Below are 18,067 nucleotides of genomic sequence, written 5' to 3'. Positions count from 1 at the left end.
ACTTATTCTCCCTTCTTAGCTACAAACATAGTTCCTATATCCTCGCCGTTTAATATGTCAATTAATATCTCAGGATTTTCTCCATTTGCTAAAACCATATTTATTCCATTGCTAGTTGCAACCTTAGCTGCTGAAAGCTTAGTTACCATTCCACCTGTTCCTCTATTACTTCCAGCTCCACCTGCACATTCTTCTATTTCAGGAGTTATTTCATAAACTTCCTTAAGCATCTTACTGTCTTTATTCTCTCTTGGGTCTGAATCATAAAAACCATCTATATCAGATAATATTATTAAAGTATCTGCATCTACTAAAGTAGAAACTATAGCTGAAAGATTATCATTATCTCCAAAGTTTAATATATTTTCTATTTCATCTATTGATATAGCATCATTTTCATTAACTATAGGTATTATTCCCTTCTCTAAAAGAGTATTAAATGTATTACAAACATTATTTTTCATTCTTTCATTTTCTAAAACATCTCTAGTTAAAAGAACTTGTGCTACAACGTGGCTATATTCTCCAAAAAATTTATTATATATATGCATTAAAGCACATTGTCCAACGGCTGCAACAGCTTGTTTTTCTCTTATAGTTTCTGGTTTTTTATCAAGTCTAAGCTTTCCAACTCCAACTCCAATAGCACCCGATGAAACAAGAACAACTTCCTTACCCATATTACATATATCTGAAATTACTCTAGATAATTTTTCTATTCTCATTAAATTAATGCTTCCATTTTCATAAGTTAATGTAGAAGTTCCTACCTTAACAACTATTCTTTTACTCTCTTTTAAAGATTTTCTCATTTGTAGGTTTCCCCCTTTTTAAAAAAAATTATTTTTTCCATTTAATCATAAATATATTATATTCTAATACTTTAAATCATGAAACTGTTCATTTTTTAATTTATAACGGAAATGAACTAATTATATAAATTTATTCCTCTTATTTTCCTTTATTTATAGCTTTTAATTGTATCTTTTTTACCATCTTAGCATTTAAAACCGTTGGAGAAACTTTAGATAAAAAAATCAAAATCTTATTCATAAAGCCAGGAATACATATTGCTCTATTCTTCATTAAAGCTTTATATCCACTATATGCAACATCTTTTGCACTCATTGCAACATTTAAATCTTCTTTCCCTGCTCTTTTAGAAAAATTTGTTTTTGTTGCTCCAGGGCATAAAGTTACAATATCAATTCCCTTTTCTTTAACCTCTTCCCTAAGGGCTTCTGAAAAAGATAATACATAAGCCTTACTTGCATAATATACCGAAATTAAAGGACCTGGTTGATAAGAACCTGTAGAGGCAACATTTAATATTTTCCCCTCTTTTCTTAAAACCATATCCTTTAATATAAGTTTAGTTAATTTAGTTAAAGCTATAATATTTACATTTATTATGTCTAATTGTTTATCCCAACTTAAATCATTAAACTCTCCATTCAAACCAATTCCTGCATTATTTATTAATATATTAACTTCTCCAATCTTCTCTTTAATATCTTTATATAAAAAATCTATATTTAAGTCCTTACTTAAATCTAATTTATATATGTAAACACTTCCATTTTTATCTTGTGAAAACTTTTCTAATTCCTTTAAACTTTCTAAATTTCTTCCTACTAATATAGCATCATAGCCTTCTTCTATGAATATCTTTGAAAATTCATATCCTATTCCACTAGTAGCACCTGTTATTAAAACTCTTTTTCTCAATTAACTTTCCCCCATTAAAATAAATTCTTAATAAAATATTTATTATTTTTTTTAATAATCTGTCAATACTTTTTCTGTAAACCTTTGTTTAAAAAACTTTATTAAACGTTTAACATATGATATAATAACATTTGCATCTTACAAAGATGTGGGAGGGTGAGGGAGCTATTTTTGAAAAGGAGAAAGGATGAATAACTTTTTTAAACTTAAAGAACATGACACAAATATAAGAACAGAATTACTTGCTGGTCTTACCTCATTTTTTGCTGCAGTTTATATAATTGTAGTAAATGCTAGCATACTTAGTGATGGCGGTGTTGCTAAAACACCACTTATAATAGCTACAGTATTAGCCTCATTAATAGGCTGTGTCCTAGTAGCACTTTTAAGTAATGCTCCTCTTATTATAATGCCTGGTATGGGTATAAATGCACTATTTACCTACACTATAGTAAATACAATGGGCCTTTCATTTCAACAGGCTTTAGCTGCAGTTATCGTAGCTGGAATTTTATTCGTTGTGGTAGCGGTTACACCCCTAGCAGATATTTTAACTAATTCTATACCAACTTCTTTAAAAGAAGCCATAACAGTTGGAATTGGTATTTTTATTACTTTCTTAGGATTACAAAAAGCTGGATTAATAGTAGGAGATGCTTCAACCCTTGTAAAGCTAGGTGATATTGGCTCAAAAGAAGTTATAGTATTCTTTATAACAATGATATTAATGCTAGTTTTATTTATAAAAAATGTACCAGGTTCCTTCTTAATAGGAATTTTATCAGGAACAGTTATCTCTATACTTTTTGGTGTTACAGATTTATCAAGCTTAAAATTTTCGCTACCAAACTTTAGTGAATACAAAGAAGTATTCTTATCAGCTGATTTTAGTGGAATTGCTTCAGTATCTTTTTGGATTGCAACATTCTCACTTACTTTAGTTTTAGTATTTGAAAATATAGGCTTACTTCATGGACAAATAGATGGTATGTTAAAACAACCAAGCAAAAGACAAAGAGCTCTTAATGCTGTTGCTTTTAGTACTATAATTTGTGGTATATGTGGTACTAGTCCTTCTGTTTCAACAGTAGAAGGAAGTGCTGGAATAGCAGCTGGTGGTAAAACAGGTTTAACTTCTATATTTGCAGGATTTTTATTCTTAATATCAATCTTCTTTATACCTTTTATATCACTTATACCAAATTCAGCTATTGCTCCAGTATTAATAATAATAGGTGGTTTAATGATTCAAAATATAGTTTCAATAGACTTTAAAGACTTTACTGAATCATTCCCAGCATTTATTACTTTATCTATAATACCTTTAACTTTTAGTATAGTAGATGGTATTGCCTTTGGATTTATAGCTTATCCTATTTGTAAGTTAGCAACAAAGAAGTATAAAGACGTATCTATCCCTATGTACGTTATATCAGCAATCTTTTTAATATATTTTATACTTCACGCTACACAGGTATAGCTTTAAATTATAAATTAAACTCCCGTATTTTTATACGGGAGTTTTTTGTTAAATTACAATCTATATTTTTTTATTCTTTAAAAAATATCTTCATATCCTCTTCCACACTTGTAATTCCTGCAATTCCAAAGTTTTTAACTAATATATTAGTTATATTTGATGATAAAAATGCAGGTATAGTAGGTCCTAAATGAATATTTTTAACTCCTAAATATAGTAAAGATAATAAAACTATAACAGCCTTTTGTTCATACCAAGCTATATTGTAACTTATTGGCAATTTGTTTATACTATCTAAACCAAACTCCTCTGCAAGTTTTAAAGCTATCATAACTAAAGAATAAGAATCATTACACTGACCAGCATCTAAAACTCTTGGAATACCATTAATATCTCCAAGGGGTAATTTATTATATCTATATTTAGCACATCCAGCTGTTAATATAACAGTATCCTTTGGTAACTTTTCAGCAAATTCTCTATAATAATCTCTTGATTTACTTCTTCCATCACAACCTGCCATAACAAAGAATCTTTTTATCTCTCCCTCTTTAACTGCTTTAACAACTTTATCAATTAAAAATTTTACTTGATTATGAGCAAAACCGCCTATTATTTCTCCACTTTCAATTTCTTCTGGCTCCTTACAAGTTTTTGCTAAATCTATTATTTGAGAAAAATTTTTATATCCATTTTCATCAGCTTCTATATGGCTACATCCTTCATATCCAACAGCACCTGTTGTAAATATTCTATCTTTATATGAATCCTTAACTTTTATTATACAATTTGTTGTCATTAATATTGGACCATTAAAAGATTCAAATTCCTTATTTTGTAGCCACCATGCATTACCATAGTTTCCTACAAAATGAGAATACTTTTTAAACTTTGGATAGTAATGTCCTGGTAACATTTCACCATGAGTATAAACATCTATACCTGTTCCTTCTGTTTGTTCTAATAACATTTCTAAATCCTTTAAATCGTGTCCTGATATAAGTATTCCTTTATTTTTTCTTACTCCTATATTAACCTTTGTCATTTCAGGATGACCATAAGATAAGGTGTTAGCTTCATCTAATAATTTCATTCCTAAAACTCCAAACTCTCCTGTTTTTAATGATAAATTTATCAATTCTTCTAAACTTAAAGAATCATCTAAAGTCTTAACCAAAGTTTCTGAAATAAATTCATGAATTTCCTCTTTATCATGTCCTAAATTCATAGCATGTTCAACATAAGCTGCTAATCCCTTTAAGCCATACATTATAAGTTCTCTTAAACTTCTTATATCTTCATTTTCAGTAGATAAAACACCTACCTGTGAAGCTTTTTTCATCATATCCTCACTATTTTTAAAATTCCAAGTTGCACATTCTTTAAAATTCTCTCCCTTTGAATTTCCACCTTTAAGCTCTATTTTTCTCCTTAAATCCTCTCTTAAATTTAAAGTATTTTTAACCTTTTCTTCTATTGCTTTAAAGTCAAAATTAGCATTAGTAATAGTTATAAACAAATTGTCTATTATAACTCTATTTAAAGCTTTATCTAATACTCCTATTTTTCTACCTTCATTTATAACAGTAGCTAAACCTTTAGTTACAAAAATTAAAAGGTCTTGTATTTTTGCAACTTCTTCATTTTTTCCACAAACTCCAACTATAGTACAGCCACTACATCCTGCTGTTTCTTGACATTGAAAACAAAACATGCTCACTTTTATCCCTCCAATAAAACAATTCATAAATTAATTTATTTTAAATAAGCTAAATTCCTCATATTTAAAATTATATATGGTTAAATTATCTAATTCCGTAACCTAAGTTACCTATATAAAAAATTATTTATTATTCAAAATTTATGTATATTACCCTACTTTTATTGAATATTTATACAAAATTCATTATTTTTATGCAGTTTTTCATTGATTTTATGCATTTTCTTGTGTATAATAATTTTTGTACTAATTGATTTATTTATTAAAAGGGGGACTAAAATTGAAAGGAAAATATAAGTCGTCGGATTTACTAAAGTTTATAATCCCATCTTTATTAGGTGTAATTTTATTTATGATTCCTATAAATGATGGTGGAAATATAACAATACCAATTGCATTTTTTACAACTAAATTAAAAGAAGTTATAGGTGATTATCTACCTTTATTATCAACTATAGTTATAGTGATAGCTTCTTTATTAACATTGTTAGCTAAAATAATTAAACCTAAATTTATAATAGAAAATGGTTTTTTAAATTCCTTATTAAACGTTAATTGGATTTGGACAATCATAAGAGTATTAGGTGGTTTATTTATAATATCAGCATTTACAGGGGTAGGTCCTGAAATAATAAAGTCAGATTTAACAGGAACTTTTATATTAAATGATTTACTCCCAACACTTATTGTAGTATTTTTCTTTGCTGGATTATTCTTACCTCTTCTTTTAAACTTTGGTTTATTAGAATTTTTTGGTTCTCTATTAACAAAAATAATGAGACCATTATTTAAACTACCTGGTCGTTCATCAATAGATTGTATGACTTCTTGGTTAGGAGATGGAACAATTGGAGTACTTCTTACTTCAAAACAATATGAAGAAGGTTTTTATACAAAAAGAGAAGCTTGTATAGTTAGTACAATGTTCTCAGTTGTTTCAATAACTTTTAGCTTTGTTGTTTTATCACAAGTTGGACTTGAAAATATGTTTATTCCATTTTATTTAACTGTTACTTTTGCAGGAATAGTTGCTGCTATAATATTGCCAAGAATTTGGCCACTTAGTAAAAAGCCTGATACTTATTTCAATAATGAAACGCCAAAAAATGTAGAGGATGTTCCAGAAGGATTTACTCCTTTTACTTATGGAGTTTACAAAGCAGTAGAAAAAGCTAAAAATGAAAGTAGCTTAAAAAAATTCTTTTCAGATGGAATTAAAAACGTACTTGAAATGTGGATAGGTGTTCTGCCTGTAGTTATGGCAATGGGTACATTAGCTCTTATGATTGCTGAATATACACCTATATTCCAATGGCTTGGTATTCCTTTTATTCCTATATTTAAAATTTTAGGAATTCCAGAAGCTGCTGCTGCTTCTCAAACTGTTATAGTTGGTTTTGCAGATATGTTCTTACCATCTGTTGTAGCTTCAAAGCTTATAGTAAGTGATATGACTAAATTTGTAGTTGCTTGTGTTTCAGTAACTCAACTTATATATTTATCAGAGGTTGGAAGTGTTATTTTAGGTTCAAAAATACCACTAAACTTAAGAGAATTATTTATAATTTTCTTAATGAGAACATTGGTAACTTTACCTGTTATAGCAATAATTGCACACATCCTCTTCTAATAAAAAAGAGATTGTTTTAAACAATCTCTTTTTTATTATCTTGGATTTTTTACACTTAAGGTCTTAACTTCCTTTGGTGTTATTAAAAATCCAATTATAAAATTATTATAATCAGGCTTTACCTCTCCTACCTTAAGACCTACATATACTTTATATTCAGCTTCACAATAATTATCCTGACTATATTTATAAATTTCTAAAACTTCTGCTTCCTTCAAACAATAATTTATATCATTTTTATATACTTTTAAAATTTCTTCTTTAATTTTTGGATTTAAAAGTGTTAATATAACTTCATTTATTAATGGGTCTCTATCATCTAATATACTTTCTTCCTCATAAACTTCATCTTTATTAACTTCATCTCTATTTTTATAATATTTTTCAACTAAACCATAATTCTCAGAAACATTAAATTCTTCATAAATTGAAATAAATCTAACTATTATCTCAGACTTTAATAAATCTTTATTTTTATTTATAAAATATTTATCTCCATAAATTATAGCTGATAATGCTAAGTTTAATTCTTTTCTAAATATTTCATTTCTTTTTTTAGCTTCCTCTATGCCTTTATTTCCGTCAACATATACATATATTTTTAAAACAAACTTATTATCTACTCTCTTCCATTGCCCAAAAACCTCATCTCTAGAATAAAAGTTTATTTTATCATATGCATAAGCTAAGGCTACTGTAAGAAATAATTCTCCAGTATTATCATTGTGAGTTAAAGTATATTTTCTTCCTTCTACAACAGTCCCCTCTCTTGAAACTCCATTTCTAAAATCGACTTCTAGCATATTATAATCAAACAAAATAAACACCTCAAAATCGTAATATTAATTATTAATTATATGAAATTTAAATTATTTATATAACTAAGCTAATGAAAAAATTATATGATATTGATAAAATATATATGAGAATAATTATTATTGGAGGATTTTTATGGCTATGACAGAAAAAGAAAAAATGATAGCAGGACTTCCTTATAATCCTGCTGACCCTCAGTTAACTAAAGATAGAATTAAATCTAGAATTTTATTTCAAAAATTTAATAACTTAAATTTACCTGATAATGAAGAAGATGCTAATAAAGTTTTTGAAGAAAGAAGCAATATATTGAAAAATCTTTTAGGTTCAACTGGAGAAAGCATTTATATAGAACCTAATTTTAAATGTGATTATGGTTATAATATTTCAGTTGGAAATAATTTTTATGCAAATTTTGATTGCATAATGCTAGATATTTGTAAAATCACCATAGGTGAAAACTGCTTTTTAGCCCCTGGTGTTCACATTTATACTGCTACTCACCCAATCGACCCAATAGAAAGATTAAATTATGAATTTGGAAAACCTGTAACTATAGGCAATAATGTTTGGATTGGTGGACATTCAACAATAAATCCTGGAGTAAATATAGGAAACAATGTAGTTGTAGCTTCTGGTTCTGTTGTTACTAAGGATGTTCCTAATAATGTAGTTGTAGGTGGAAACCCAGCAAAAATAATAAAAACAATTAAGACAGAATAATAATTATTTTATAAATAGGAAATATAAAATTAAAAGGAGGTTTATATATGAAAAAAATAGTGTTAGCAGGCGGTTGCTTTTGGGGAGTTGAAGAGTTTCTCTCTAGAATAAATGGAGTTGTAAGCACTGAAGTTGGATATGCTAATGGTCGTACTGAAAACCCAACTTATGAAGATGTATGTACTAAAAATACTTACTTTGTGGAAGCTTGTCTTGTAACTTATGATGAAAAAATAATATCTTTAAAAGAATTATTAAATAAATTTTGGACAATAATAGACCCAACATCATTAAACAAACAAGGTAATGATGTTGGTAGTCAATATAGAACTGGTATTTATTATATAGATCCAAAGGATTTAGATATAATTTTAAAGAGCAAAGAGGAACTTCAAAAATCTTATTCAAAGAAAATAGTTACAGAAGTTAAACCTTTAGAAAATTATTATAAGGCAGAAGAATATCATCAAAAATATTTAAAGAAAAATCCTAATGGATACTGCCATATAAAATTAGATTAATTAAGTAATTTCAACTAAATATTTATTGAAGTTATTAATTATAATTTTTGATTCTTCTGAAATTTTAGCAACATGATTAACTAAATTATCAATACTTTCTAATTCCTCTTGTATATTATTGTTTTCCTTTTTTAAAAAATAAGCTCTTTTTCCTAAATAAGAAAGTTTATTTTTTTCTTCATAACTAAAATTTAAAAGAGGAATTCTAGATACATATCCTGAAGTTATCATGTTGCTTCTAATTAAAGCACCTCTAACAATATACGTTACTAAAGAAGAATTTAAATAAGCTAATAACCACCAGATATCCTCTGTTTCACAGATAATATTTGGATTAACTCCAAAGGTAACATTCTTAGGCAATAAACATGCATTAAAAGATACTCCCATAGAGGAGCAAGTTATTCCACATTTATATAAAAGTTCTTTATTTCTAACGTTAAAAGTTTTATTCTCCTTTTCAATTTTCAAAAAATCCTTATGAAGATATATAATCCTATTAGTATAAAATTTATCTTTTCCAGGATTTTTATAAAAAGGAATTATAAAATCTCCACTTCTTTTTTTACTTAAATATTTTTTATCATTCCCTGTAGATATACCTGTTATACACTTAAACCTCTCTCCCAACCGAGTATTTTTAAATAAAACTCTTATATCTTTAGGACAGTCTATCAAAAATTCAAAATTATCCTTCTTATTCTTTAATACCAAATCCTTTATATCATATATTTTTTTTCTTTTACTAATATCTCTACACAAAAGCTTTTTAAACTCCTCTATAGATTTAGGTCTATTATTTATTATGATTTCTTCTTGGTACTCCTTTCCTTTTCTTAAAATTACAATGCTTGTCCTAACGTCAGCCCCTTGAGAATGAAAAAGCTCCTTAGGACACATAGTTATTTCATAAACAGAACACTCTCTTAAAATTTTTTTTCTAAGTTCTCTATGATTTTTAGCAGTAAAAAAAGAATCATTACTTATAAATCCAATAATAGCTCCTTTTTTAGCCTTGTCTATTAATGCTGATATAAACATACTATACATATTATGCAGTCCTACATCATTAAAATATTTTTTTAAAATCTCCTTATTTTCTTTTATGAAGTTTACTTCATGGCAATTATATGGTGGATTTGCAATATAATAATCATAATCCCAATTTCCCTTATTCTTTTCTCTACAGTAGTAATATATAAAATTATCTTCTTTAAAAATACAATCATAACTTTCCTTATATTTTATTAAGTCTATTCCAAAAACTTCAATATTATAATCAAGAAAATATTCTGTAAGTTCTTCCTTACCACAACAAGGATCTAATAATTTTTTTCCACTATTATTTATTTCTAATATTCTTTTACCTATATACTTTGCTACAAAAGAAGGAGTTGAATAATATCCAATTTCCCTAACATTAATAATCTCTTTATGCTCTATATCAAAGGTTTTATATAATTTTTTTTCCTTTCTTCCCATAGAACACCTCCTATAACCTAAAAATATATATACTTTCTATTTTACCACATATTTCTATAAAGCATTTTAAATAATATCCAAATAAAAAAGAGCAAAGATTTCTCCTCACTCTTTTCTTATTTTTATAATCCAGTTTCTCTAAATTTACGTTCAACAAAACCTGTAACCTTATGGAATGGCTTTTTAAGAATAAATAATGCTAAGAATATTACAAGGAATACTCCTAAAGCCTTCATATCCTTAACTACTGCATCCCATACTGGTCCTGCTATAGCTTCTCTAAATCCATCTATTGTGTAGGTAAATGGCCATAATGGTTGTAATACCCCAAATATTTTTGGATTTGTTTGTATAGGATAAATTCCTCCTGCACCAGCTACTTGGAATACCATAATTACAATTGCTATTGCTTTACCTATGTTTCCAAATAATGATACTAAAGTGAATATCATTACGGTATATACAATAGAACTAGCTATAGCAAAGGCAAACATTAACGATATGCTTTCAGGATGAACTCCTAATATATAAATATCTCCTAAAACTACTATTATTGTTTGAATTAATGATATTGTTAAGAACAATAACATTTTTCCAAAGTGTTTTTGGAAGAAATTTAACTTTGTTCCATCTTCAAAATCTTCACATTCTGTTGTAAGAAGGGAGGTTAAAAGTAATGAACCAACCCAAATTGCTAATGTTGTATAAAATGGTGTAAGTCCTACACCAAAAATACCAGCATTATAAACTTGTTCTTCTTTTACAACTATAGGTGAAGATATAAATGAAGCTATTTCTTCTGGATTTTTAGTCATTAAATCTATTACTTCATTTAAATTTTCTTCAGTTAAATTAGAAGTTTTATCTATTAATTTGTTAAGTGCCTCTTGGAAAGTCTTAAGCTTTTCTGTTATTTGATTTGCTTGTTGACTAGCCATATCACTACTAGCTATACCAAATGTAGTTAACGCATTCAACTCTGGAACAACTATTTTTGTGGATTCTAATACTGAATTTGCAGTATCTAATCCACCCTTTAAGGATTCTGCTATACTATTTAAAGCTGGCATTCCTTCATTGTAAAAATCATTTGAAATATTAACTAAAGCAGTACTTGTTTCATTGCTTACACCAGATATTTCATCTATTGCAGTATTTATTTTTTCTTTATCTTGAGTATTTGATAAAAGCTCTTTTAAAGCTAAAATCTTTTCTTTTTGTTTATTTATAAGTTCTTGAGTACCTTTTAATTTTTCAATTAAATTTTTTATCTTATTATTTGGTAAGATTGAATTTAATTTTTCTAAAGCTTTTATATTACTATCTAGCTTATTTACTAAAGGTTCTGTTAAATCAAGAACTTGGTCAATAACTTGAACCATTGAAGTTGTATCCATAGATTCATTTAAATTTTTTAATGTAGATAATATGCCTTGTAACTCTTGATTTGTACTTTGCATTGTTAATACATCACTATTAAAACTACTAGATACAGATTCAACTATTTTTTGTGTTGAGTTAATTAAATTCTTACTTGCTTCTACTGTATTTTCTAAATTATTTATTTGGTCTGTTACCTTTGGTAAATCAGTTCTTACACTAGTTAAATAATCACCTAAATTTTTAGAATCTCCATTTGCCTTTTCGATAAAGCTTTCTATTTCTTTTAAGCTATCGTTAGCTCCCTCTAGAGTATCTCTAACCTTTAATATTTCAGGCTTATTATCTTGTAACTTTATACCTAATTTATTTAATACATCAAAGGCTCCCTTATTTACAGTATCAACAAAATTAGTTTTTATCTCTTTTGTAACTTCATCTTTTGCAACATTTGTTATTTTATTTGCTATGGCATTTGCCTTTTCATTTACTTTATATATTATATCTGGTTTTTGTGGATTACCAGTTATTAAGCTTGTTAAACCTTCTGAAAAATTTGAAGGGATTTCAATCATAGCATAATACTTTCCTTCATTTAATCCATAATTACCTTGCCATGAATCTACAAACTGCCATCCTATAGCTTTATTCTTTTTAAGCTCTGCAATAATCTCATTACCTACATTTATTTCTTTACCATCTATAGTGGCACCTAAATCATTATTTACAACTGCAACAGGCAAATTACCTGTATTAACATAAGGGTCCCAACAAGCCTTTATATTAATCCAAGCGTAAAGAGATGGTATTATACATAAGCCAATTACTATTGCTAAAGCTGCTGGATTTTTTCTTATATTCCTCAAATCTCTTCCAAAGACTTTAAAAATTTTCTTCATAATTCACCTCTCTTAAACACAATCTATTCTGCTATTCCAGATTCTTCAAACATATCTTCAAACTTTCTAACCTTAGGATTTAAAGGTCCTTTTAGAAGGTATCCTAAAATTATAAATATTAAGCCCATAATACTTAATACAACAAAGTCTAAAATTACAATGCTAACTAAAGGTCCCGCTATAGCTTCCCTATAACCTGATATAGCATATGTGAATGGAAAGGCTGGTTGAATTATTCTAAAGAATAATGGGTCTACCTGTATAGGATATGAACCTCCACTACCTGCTAATTGTAAAACCATAAATACAATAGCTAAAGCTTTACCTAAGTTTCCAAAGACAGACATAAGGGTAAACACTATTATTGTAAATATAGCTGAAGCAAACATTGATATAATTATTAAAAGAGCTGCATTTGCTGTCTGAACTCCTAAGAGGAATTTATCTCCAAAGGCTACTATAAATCCTTGAAACACTCCTAAACTTACAAAGGTCAACATTTTACCAAAATGCTTTTCTCTTAAACTAATCTTATCACTTCCTTCAAAATCAGCTGATTCAGTTTTTAATAAAGAAATTAAAATTAATGAACCAACCCATAAAGCTAGCACTGAATATATAGGAGCCATTCCTGAACCATAATTTGCTACCTTATATATAGGTTCTACCTTTATATTGAAAGGATTTGCTATAAAATCTCCCATAAATTGAGGATTACTTTGTAATATACTTACTATCTTAGCAAGTTCATCATCACTTACATCTTGAAGCTTAGAACTTAATTCACTTATAACTCCTGAAAATTCTTCTAAACTACCTTTTAATTTTTCAGCTGTTTTTCCAGCAAGTTTTGAACCTTCATCTGCTGTTCCTAATAAAGTATTAATTTGTTCTGCTAACCCATTTGCTTTACCTAATAAATCAGTAGCTCCTTGAGTAGCAGTAACAAGTCCATCTGCAATTGTATTTAAAGCTGGTCTAGTTTCTGTATCAAATATATTTAAGGCTTCTCCAACCTGTCCCTCTATTTTTTTACTTAATCCACTTATTGAAGATAAAATTCCTTTATCTAATACTTCACTATTATTAACTTGATTTTGTAAAGTATTAAGATTTTCCTTTTCTTCATCTAAAGAACTTACAACATTTTTAAGTGAATTTATAAGACTTGTAATTTTTTCATTAGGAATTTTTTTGTTTATAGCTTCTAAAAATTCAGTTACAGCTTTCACAGCATTATCAATCTTACTTAGCTCTCCTGTTGCCTTTGTAATTAAAGCATTTATTTTAGTAGAGTCTTTTTCAGTATTCATTGAAGATAATTCATCTAAACTACTTTGAACCTTATGTAAAGCTGCTTGAGATTCATTTAAATTTATCCTCATATTATCAAAGCTATTATTTAAAGCTGCCTTAGAATCACTTATTAAAGTTCCTGTATTCTCAGCCTTTTGTGATATATCATCTAATCCATTTGTTATAGAAGGCATAGTACTTTGCACTTCTTCTAAATATGTACTTAAATTTCCTGAATTACTATTTATATTATCAAGCATATCTTTAATTGAACTCATATTTTTATCTATTGCTATAATAGAATCCTTTAGCTTAATAATTTTATCTTTATTCTTATCTAAATCATATCCAACTCCATTTAAAGAAGAAAATACTGTTTCATTAACAGTTGTTATAAAATTTGATGTTATCTGGTCTACTAAAGTACTTTGCGCAATATTTGTTATCTTCCCAGCTACTGGATTAGCTTTTGTATTAACTTTATAAACTATTTCAGGTTTTGTAGGGTGTGTGGATAATATGCTAGTTAAATCAACTGAAAAATCATCTGGAATTTCTATAGTTGCATAATAACTACCATCTAGCAATCCTTTCTCTGCCTGTTTTGTATCAACAAATTTCCACCCTATAGCATGATTATTTTTAAGCTCATCAATAACCTCATTACCAATGTTCATCTCTTTTCCATCTAAAGAAGCTCCCTTATCATTATTTACTACAGCAATAGGAACGCTGCTAGTATTTTCATAGGGGTCCCAACATGCTGCTATATTCACCCAAGCATAAAGTGATGGTATAAAGCATATTCCACCTATTATTAAAAGTGCTATAGGATTTTTTATAATTGCTTTTATATCCCTTTTAAACACTTTTAAAATGTTACTAAACTTCATCTAAACACCTCCATAATAAAACATAAATAAACGTATTTCCCTATCCTCTCCTCATTTTATTGTAAGTTAATATTTAAAAACTCTTAATTACTATAGTATCAAAATTTAGTTTACAAATAAACCTTTTTACTATTATTTTATACTTTTTTCTTAATTTATCGTTTTCATCTTACAATATATTAATTTATAAAAGATTATATATTCTTATTATATAACAATAATATTAATTAATTCTTTTTAGTAATAGATAATTACTAAATTATGCTACTTTTTAAGTATTAAATTAAAAAAAGGTAATATACCTTAAATATATTACCTTTAATCTTTAACTATATTTTTTTAACAAATTCAGATTTTAAGCTCATAGCTCCAAATCCATCTATTTTACAATCTATATTGTGATCTCCATCAACTAGACGTATATTCTTAACTTTTGTACCCTTTTTTAAAGCTGATGAAGCACCTTTTACTTTAAGATCTTTTATTATAGTTACAGTATCACCATCTTGTAGTATATTTCCGTTTGAATCCTTAACTACTAATACATCCTCATCTGCATTTTCACTTCCTAAAGTCCATTCATAAGCACACTCAGGGCAAACTAAAAGATTTCCATCTTCATAAGTGTATTCTGAGTTACATTTAGGGCAATTTGGTAATTTATCCATTATACATATCCTCCGTTCATTAATTAAGCATTCCTTAGTATAAATATTTTCTTCATACTTGTAGAAATTCTTTTATAGGCTTATATAATATCATAGTATAATAATAATGACAAATTTTAAGCTTTTAAAAGATAACTTAATATAATCTTTTAAAACATAGGTTAATAGCAAAATACACTATAATATAATAAATTTTTAAGGAATTTACTAATCTATTCCTTTATAGCTACTATTAAATTTCTATTTATAGATTGGTCTACTCTATGTAAATAATTATGATAAGGTGTTTCTTTAAGAACCTTAAATCCATTTTCTTCTAAAACTTTAGAAAGCTCCTCATATTTCATTGTAAACTCATTGTAAGAAAGAACTAAACTTCCTTTAGTTTTTAAAACATTGTTCCATTTCGGAATTGCTTCCTTTAAAAGACCTATAGGACTTCTCTCCATTATAGAGTTTTTGTCATTTTTACTTCCATGTTGAACTCCATAAGGTAAATCAGAAACTATAATATCACAAGATTTTTTCTTAATAAGTAAGTCTGTGTTTCTAGTATCTGAATTAAATAATTGAAAAGATTGAACTTCTCCTAAATTAAAATCTTTTTTTTCTGATGAGGCAGTCAAATTAAAAACATTAGCTATTTTTTTCTTTTTAGAATCTGATACCTTATTTTTTTCAGCCTTATGCTTAAATTTACCTTCTTTTAAAAATCTAACTACATAATTTTGAATCTCTTGAAACCACTGTTCATTTATCTCTACACCTTTAACATCAAATCCTCTTATGAAACCTTCATATAATGTAGTTCCTTTCCCACACATAGGGTCTAATAAAGTTATCTTTTTACTGCCTGTCTTACAAGCACTTAAAGCTAAATTCACCATAAGTCTAGTAAATTGTTCATTAGTCTTTCCATTATACTTTAATATTTGAACCATACTTTCAGGAAAAGTATTAAATTCTTTTATTTCTATAGGTCTTAGTAAATTTTTATCTACAATCTCAAATAAAGCATAATAAATTGATGAAAAACTTAAAGCCTTAAAATCTTCCTCTTTAAGTTCTCTACTAGTATCAAAACATATTGATGCTTTAAGACCTATATCACCCTTTTCAATATCCTTTATTCCCATATCATAAGAATCTGCAATTGCCTGTAATTCTGAAAATGCAATTTTTAATGCAGTATCAAAATAAATACGATTATGACCTGGGTTTGCAAGTATTGCATATTTGCTCATAAAAAAATCCTCACTTATTCTTATCTTATAATTCTATTTTTACCCATAATATTATAACATCAAAGGATTTAAATATTAATAAAAAATAGAGTGCTTTTTGCACTCTATTTATATAATTAACTTTTACATAATTTTATTTGGAAGTATAGCATCTATTATCCCTATTACAAGAGCTGCTAAAATAGCTCCAATTATAGATACGCCCATATTAGGGACAAAAAATTGTGTTAAATATATTATTATAGCAGCTATTATAAAACCTTTTATTCCCTTTCCAAAAGGAGAAGCATCAATTCCCATAAAAATTTCTGCTAAATAATCTAATAAGGATATTACAACGGCAGCTAATAAAAATGACCATAATCCATGTATTGAAAATCCTGGAGTTATAAATGATGTTACTAATAATACTATGGCAACTAAAATAAATTTTCCTATCCACTTCATTATGCTACCATCATTATGTTCTCTTTTATAATTTTCATTTCCCATCAGTTTTAACCTCCTTAAACTTTATAAGTTTAGCCATATTTTTAAGGCTTTCTTCACTTATATGTTTGCCACTAAAAAAAATATTATTCCTATTAAACAAAGCTCTATATCTTCATAGATAAACATATAAAATAATATAATGTAACATTAGGTCAGTAAACATTAAATTGCATTTTAAATTTAGTTTTAATAATGTAAAATTAAGTTTATTTAAGTTGAAAAATTTATCCAAAAGTTATATGATTACTTATATTTAATGTTAAAGAATAATACTTATTAAATAGAGGAGGGATTTTATGAAAAAGTATTTTAACTTATCAACATTTTATTTAATAGTAGCTTTAGCTATGGGGGTATTCTATAGAGAATTTACCAAAATAAATGGATTTACTGGTAAAACTTCTCTATCAATAATTCATACTCATCTTTTATTATTAGGATTTATATTCTTTATTCTAGTTCTTTTATTAGAGAAAAACTTCAAATTATCAGAAAATAAACACTTTAAAATATGGTGTATTTTTTATAATTTTTCTCTAATTTACTTAACAATTACATTTACTATAAGAGGTGTTCTTCAAGTATTAGGTAAAGATTTTGTAGGATTAAACCATATAGCGGGATTATCTCATGTTCTTATAAGTATTGGATTAATATGGTTTGCTATAATAACTAATAAATCAATAAAAGAATAAAAAAATAGGAAGAAACTAAGTTTCTTCCTATTTTTATTTTTTTACTCTAAATTATTTCTTTCTCTTTAAGAATAATCCTCCAAGTAAAGATGTAATTCCTAGTAATCCCATTGAAGCAGCTCCAACTGGTGCTCCTGTATTTGGTAAACTTTCTTGTCCTTCACCTGGTTTTTGAGTATCTCCTGGTTTTTGAGTATCTCCTGGTTTTTGAGTATCTCCAGGCTTTTCAGTATCACCTGGTTTTTGAGTATCTCCAGGCTTTTCAGTATCTCCAGGTTTTTCAGTATCTCCTGGATTTGAAGATTCAACTTTAACGAAAGTTACTTTCATTGAGTTTTGGATATCTCCCCAGAAGATATAGTCGAAGTATCCGTTCTTTTCAAGGCTTTCTACTGCTGAT

Annotated in this window: 16 protein-coding genes; 5 read left to right on the top strand and 11 right to left on the bottom strand. The window is 27.3% G+C overall.

Going from position 1 to position 18,067, the window contains the following annotated elements:
- Window positions 1-2: 2 nt before the first annotated feature.
- Together proB and AC4FQV_RS09120 are read right to left on the bottom strand one after the other, a co-directional pair.
- Window positions 3-812: a glutamate 5-kinase gene (gene proB / locus AC4FQV_RS09125; RefSeq protein ID WP_491140069.1), complete on the bottom strand. Its 810-nt coding sequence runs from the start codon at window positions 810-812 to the stop codon at window positions 3-5.
- A gap of 139 nt (window positions 813-951) precedes the next feature.
- On the bottom strand, window positions 952-1,728 hold the full coding sequence (locus tag AC4FQV_RS09120; protein WP_491140071.1) for an SDR family NAD(P)-dependent oxidoreductase: 777 nt from the start codon (window positions 1,726-1,728) through the stop codon (window positions 952-954).
- Window positions 1,729-1,915: 187 nt separating this feature from the next.
- On the opposite strand from AC4FQV_RS09120, the gene AC4FQV_RS09115 reads away from it, so the two are divergent.
- Window positions 1,916-3,208 (top strand): NCS2 family permease, encoded by a 1,293-nt coding sequence (locus tag AC4FQV_RS09115; protein WP_491140072.1) that lies wholly within the window; start codon window positions 1,916-1,918, stop codon window positions 3,206-3,208.
- A 70-nt stretch (window positions 3,209-3,278) separates the two neighbouring features.
- Here AC4FQV_RS09115 and hcp read toward each other — a convergent pair whose 3' ends face one another.
- The gene (gene hcp / locus AC4FQV_RS09110) at window positions 3,279-4,928 is read right to left on the bottom strand and encodes a hydroxylamine reductase (RefSeq protein ID WP_491165361.1); all 1,650 of its coding nucleotides are present in this window, start codon (window positions 4,926-4,928) and stop codon (window positions 3,279-3,281) included.
- Window positions 4,929-5,208: 280 nt separating this feature from the next.
- Between hcp and AC4FQV_RS09105 the strand changes: the two genes are divergently transcribed.
- Window positions 5,209-6,558: a YjiH family protein gene (locus AC4FQV_RS09105; RefSeq protein WP_491140074.1), complete on the top strand. Its 1,350-nt coding sequence runs from the start codon at window positions 5,209-5,211 to the stop codon at window positions 6,556-6,558.
- Between the two features lie 35 nt (window positions 6,559-6,593).
- On the opposite strand, the gene AC4FQV_RS09100 is transcribed toward AC4FQV_RS09105, so the two are convergent.
- Entirely contained in the window at window positions 6,594-7,385 is a 792-nt protein-coding gene (locus AC4FQV_RS09100) for a staygreen family protein (protein ID WP_491165360.1), read from the bottom strand.
- Between the two features lie 124 nt (window positions 7,386-7,509).
- Here AC4FQV_RS09100 and AC4FQV_RS09095 point away from each other — a divergent pair, with 124 nt between their 5' ends.
- Together AC4FQV_RS09095 and msrA are read left to right on the top strand one after the other, a co-directional pair.
- Window positions 7,510-8,097, top strand: coding sequence for a maltose acetyltransferase domain-containing protein (locus AC4FQV_RS09095; protein ID WP_491165359.1), 588 nt, complete (start codon window positions 7,510-7,512; stop codon window positions 8,095-8,097).
- A gap of 47 nt (window positions 8,098-8,144) precedes the next feature.
- Window positions 8,145-8,618 (top strand): peptide-methionine (S)-S-oxide reductase MsrA, encoded by a 474-nt coding sequence (msrA, locus tag AC4FQV_RS09090; RefSeq protein ID WP_491165358.1) that lies wholly within the window; start codon window positions 8,145-8,147, stop codon window positions 8,616-8,618.
- Here the strand turns inward: msrA and AC4FQV_RS09085 are convergent, their stop codons facing one another.
- The 6 genes from AC4FQV_RS09085 to AC4FQV_RS09060 all read right to left on the bottom strand — a co-directional run bounded on the left by AC4FQV_RS09085 (window position 8,619) and on the right by AC4FQV_RS09060 (window position 16,972).
- Window positions 8,619-10,100: an N-6 DNA methylase gene (locus AC4FQV_RS09085; protein WP_491140078.1), complete on the bottom strand. Its 1,482-nt coding sequence runs from the start codon at window positions 10,098-10,100 to the stop codon at window positions 8,619-8,621.
- 122 nt (window positions 10,101-10,222) lie between these two features.
- Window positions 10,223-12,379: a YhgE/Pip domain-containing protein gene (locus AC4FQV_RS09080; protein ID WP_491165357.1), complete on the bottom strand. Its 2,157-nt coding sequence runs from the start codon at window positions 12,377-12,379 to the stop codon at window positions 10,223-10,225.
- 23 nt (window positions 12,380-12,402) lie between these two features.
- Window positions 12,403-14,568 (bottom strand): YhgE/Pip domain-containing protein, encoded by a 2,166-nt coding sequence (locus AC4FQV_RS09075; RefSeq protein WP_491140080.1) that lies wholly within the window; start codon window positions 14,566-14,568, stop codon window positions 12,403-12,405.
- A gap of 329 nt (window positions 14,569-14,897) precedes the next feature.
- Window positions 14,898-15,236, bottom strand: a complete 339-nt coding sequence (locus AC4FQV_RS09070; protein WP_491140081.1) for a zinc ribbon domain-containing protein YjdM — start codon at window positions 15,234-15,236, stop codon at window positions 14,898-14,900.
- Between the two features lie 212 nt (window positions 15,237-15,448).
- Window positions 15,449-16,480, bottom strand: coding sequence for a TRM11 family SAM-dependent methyltransferase (locus tag AC4FQV_RS09065; RefSeq protein ID WP_491165356.1), 1,032 nt, complete (start codon window positions 16,478-16,480; stop codon window positions 15,449-15,451).
- 123 nt (window positions 16,481-16,603) lie between these two features.
- On the bottom strand, window positions 16,604-16,972 hold the full coding sequence (locus AC4FQV_RS09060; RefSeq protein WP_491165355.1) for a phage holin family protein: 369 nt from the start codon (window positions 16,970-16,972) through the stop codon (window positions 16,604-16,606).
- 296 nt (window positions 16,973-17,268) lie between these two features.
- Between AC4FQV_RS09060 and AC4FQV_RS09055 the strand changes: the two genes are divergently transcribed.
- Window positions 17,269-17,667 (top strand): DUF2871 domain-containing protein, encoded by a 399-nt coding sequence (locus tag AC4FQV_RS09055; protein WP_491140084.1) that lies wholly within the window; start codon window positions 17,269-17,271, stop codon window positions 17,665-17,667.
- 51 nt (window positions 17,668-17,718) lie between these two features.
- Here AC4FQV_RS09055 and AC4FQV_RS09050 read toward each other — a convergent pair.
- Window positions 17,719-18,067, bottom strand: a 349-nt coding sequence (locus AC4FQV_RS09050; RefSeq protein WP_491165354.1) for an LPXTG cell wall anchor domain-containing protein, incomplete at its 5' end; no start/stop codon positions are given.

It is taken from the genome of Clostridium sp. TJA038 (genome assembly GCF_058310255.1).
This window is presented reverse-complemented; position numbering and strand designations above follow the sequence as displayed.

Excerpts from the sequence above, each read along its gene's own strand:
- AC4FQV_RS09065 (WP_491165356.1), bottom strand. The coding sequence starts at position 16,480 with ATGAGCAAATATGCAATACTTGCAAACCCAGGTCATAATCGTATTTAT.
- AC4FQV_RS09075 (WP_491140080.1), bottom strand. The coding sequence starts at position 14,568 with ATGAAGTTTAGTAACATTTTAAAAGTGTTTAAAAGGGATATAAAAGCA.
- msrA (WP_491165358.1), top strand. The coding sequence starts at position 8,145 with ATGAAAAAAATAGTGTTAGCAGGCGGTTGCTTTTGGGGAGTTGAAGAG.
- proB (WP_491140069.1), bottom strand. The coding sequence starts at position 812 with ATGAGAAAATCTTTAAAAGAGAGTAAAAGAATAGTTGTTAAGGTAGGA.
- AC4FQV_RS09070 (WP_491140081.1), bottom strand. The coding sequence starts at position 15,236 with ATGGATAAATTACCAAATTGCCCTAAATGTAACTCAGAATACACTTAT.
- AC4FQV_RS09080 (WP_491165357.1), bottom strand. The coding sequence starts at position 12,379 with ATGAAGAAAATTTTTAAAGTCTTTGGAAGAGATTTGAGGAATATAAGA.
- AC4FQV_RS09055 (WP_491140084.1), top strand. The coding sequence starts at position 17,269 with ATGAAAAAGTATTTTAACTTATCAACATTTTATTTAATAGTAGCTTTA.
- AC4FQV_RS09060 (WP_491165355.1), bottom strand. The coding sequence starts at position 16,972 with ATGGGAAATGAAAATTATAAAAGAGAACATAATGATGGTAGCATAATG.
- AC4FQV_RS09085 (WP_491140078.1), bottom strand. The coding sequence starts at position 10,100 with ATGGGAAGAAAGGAAAAAAAATTATATAAAACCTTTGATATAGAGCAT.
- AC4FQV_RS09115 (WP_491140072.1), top strand. The coding sequence starts at position 1,916 with ATGAATAACTTTTTTAAACTTAAAGAACATGACACAAATATAAGAACA.
- AC4FQV_RS09095 (WP_491165359.1), top strand. The coding sequence starts at position 7,510 with ATGGCTATGACAGAAAAAGAAAAAATGATAGCAGGACTTCCTTATAAT.